The 2,374-nt window shown below is 70.9% G+C and carries 3 protein-coding genes; all 3 read left to right on the forward strand.

Going from position 1 to position 2,374, the window contains the following annotated elements:
* Positions 1–814: replication initiator (locus tag VMV22_09300; protein HUY22525.1), on the forward strand; the 814-nt coding region annotated here is incomplete at its 5' end.
* A gap of 174 nt (positions 815–988) precedes the next feature.
* Entirely contained in the window at positions 989–1,882 is an 894-nt protein-coding gene (locus VMV22_09305; GenBank protein HUY22526.1) for a type IV toxin-antitoxin system AbiEi family antitoxin, read from the forward strand.
* Between the two features lies 1 nt (position 1,883).
* The gene (locus VMV22_09310) at positions 1,884–2,258 is read left to right on the forward strand and encodes a nucleotidyl transferase AbiEii/AbiGii toxin family protein (GenBank protein HUY22527.1); all 375 of its coding nucleotides are present in this window, start codon (positions 1,884–1,886) and stop codon (positions 2,256–2,258) included.
* The last annotated feature ends 116 nt before the right edge of the window (positions 2,259–2,374 follow it).

Genomic DNA, 2,374 nt, shown 5'->3' on the forward strand with positions numbered 1-2,374 from the left:
GTGCACCTCACTCCCCGACGGCGTGGCGCTGAAGGCCTGCGGCAGCCGGCGGGAGACCCGGTGCCCTTCCTGTGCGTCCGTCTACCGCGCCGACGCCCGCCATCTGGTCCGGGCAGGGCTCGCCGGTGGGAAGGGCGTCGACGAGGCGATCGTGACGCATCCCGCTGTGCTCGTGACCCTCACCGCTCCGAGCTTCGGCACGGTGCACGCGGCGAGGAGCGGTGCGCCCTGCCACATTAGGGAGCCCAGGCGCCATTGCCCCCATGGCCGGCCGCTCGCCTGCTTCGAACGCCACGACGGTGCCAACGAGCTGGTCGGCAGTCCCCTGTGCCCCGACTGCTACGACTACGAGGGCGCCGTGCTCCACAACGCCGCCACCCCGGAGCTGTGGCGGCGCACCACCATCTACGTCGCCCGTCACCTGGCCGCGGTGCTCGGGCTCACCCAGGCCGAGACCCGTCGGCGGATCCGGCTCTCCTTCTGCCGGGTGGCCGAGTTCCAGCGCCGGGGCGTCGTCCACCTTCACGCCGTCGTCCGGGCCGACGGGCTCGACGGTGGCGTCCCGCCGGTCGATGCCGAGCAACTCGCCGCCGCCTGCCTGCACGCCGCCCGGGCGGTGTCGGTCCCACACCCCAGAGGAATGGCCCGCTGGGGTCGCGAGCTCGACGCCCAGGTGCTCGATCGGGCGCACGGGCGGGCCCAGCGGGTGGCCGGCTATGTGGCCAAGTACGCCACCAAGTCGTCTGAGGACACCGGCGTCGGCTTCACCCGAGGACGCCGAGCAAGGTGCGCCCCGCTGAGCGACACGCCGTGATAGCGACAACGACGACCCGCCGGCCAAGGTCCGCCTCGACGTCGTGCCACGGAGGTTAGGTAGACGCCTGGATAGGGAACCCCACTGCCGTCTTTCAGGCCTTGCCTTATCCAGCAGTTAGTGTTATACCTGGATTCGTACCACTATTGACGAATTCCAGGCTGGATACTAACCATGCCCTACCGAGCACCGGTCACCACACGACGGGCGGCACCGGGCCGCCGGATCCCCGGCGCGTTGGCCGCCCTCCTGGCCACCCTGGCCCGGAACCGGCCTCAGGTGGTGACCCGCCGAGACCTCGAAGCGCTCATCGACGAGCACGGCTGGGATCTCGACGCCGAGCGCACGGCCCGGCAGCTGCAACGGCTCGGCTGGTTCGCGCCCGTGCACCTGAAGGGCGTCTGGGCGTTCCTGCCAGCCGGCGAAGACGACGTCACCGACCCCTACATCGACCTACGGGGATGGCGGGCGAGAGAGCCCGAAGCCGCCTTCGCCCTCGCCGGCGAAGCCGCCGCCTGGCACCTCGGCTACCTCGGCCGCCGCTTCGACGGCCCCGTCGTCGTGTGGGTCCCCACCCAGGAACGCCTCCCCTACGGCCTGCGCGCCCACCTCTCGGTGGTCACCCTCGGCTGGCGAGCAGAAGACGCTCCACGCCTCGGTCCGACCCCAGCCTCCCTCCTGCGCCGGCACCTCGACCTCACCGACTGGGCCGGTGGGCTCCCCGCGTTCGGGCCCGAGGCACTCGTCGTCCAGCTGGCCGCACGACCGGCCTCGTTCGCCCCCTGGGCCGACCTCGTCGCCCACCTCGACCAGTTGGCCCGCGATGTCGACGTAGACCGCCTGGCCGGGCTGCTGACCCCCCAGTCCACCTCCGCCTGGCAGCGGGCCAGCTACCTCCTGGACCAAGGCGGCCGCCGCGACGACGCCATGAGCCTCCTCGAACGACGACCGGTCGAAGCCATGCCCAAGATCCAATTCGGCACCGGCCGGAGCGGCGTCTGGGCACCCGAGTTCCGCCTCACCGACCGCCTGATCGCCCCGTTGCGCGACAGCGCCGCCAAGGCATGACATGCCGCCGGTAACGCTCAACCGGGCCTTGGTGCTGCGCCACGGCGCCGGGCGGTCCGACACCTATGACGCCGCCCTGCTCGACGTGGCCCAGGACCACCTTCTCTGGCTGCTCGCCGAGACGAGCCTGTTCGACGACCACGACCTGGTCTTCAAGGGCGGGACGTCGTTGCGCAAATGCCGGCTCGGCGGCGCCGGCAGGTTCTCCACCGACTTGGACTTCGCCGCCCCTGACGACGACACCGTGCTGGCCGTCTGCGAGGTCGTCGACGGTGTCGCCGTCTCCGGCTTCCGGTTCTCCCTCATCGCCACCCGCGGCGACGGCCGGCACTGGAGCCTAACCGTCAACCATCCCGACCTTGGCCGACCGCATTGACTCATCAGAAACCTCCGCGTAGCCCCATTCGTTGACTCATCTCGAAATGCCCGCCTGGGGGCATCCGCGAGATCGCCGACATTGCCGGTTACGCCCCGGCGATGGAGCTTTCGATG

This window comes from Acidimicrobiales bacterium (assembly GCA_035531755.1).
Taxonomy (GTDB): Bacteria; Actinomycetota; Acidimicrobiia; order Acidimicrobiales; family UBA8190; genus DATKSK01.

Excerpts from the sequence above, each read along its gene's own strand:
- VMV22_09310 (HUY22527.1), top strand. The coding sequence starts at position 1,884 with ATGCCGCCGGTAACGCTCAACCGGGCCTTGGTGCTGCGCCACGGCGCC.
- VMV22_09305 (HUY22526.1), top strand. The coding sequence starts at position 989 with ATGCCCTACCGAGCACCGGTCACCACACGACGGGCGGCACCGGGCCGC.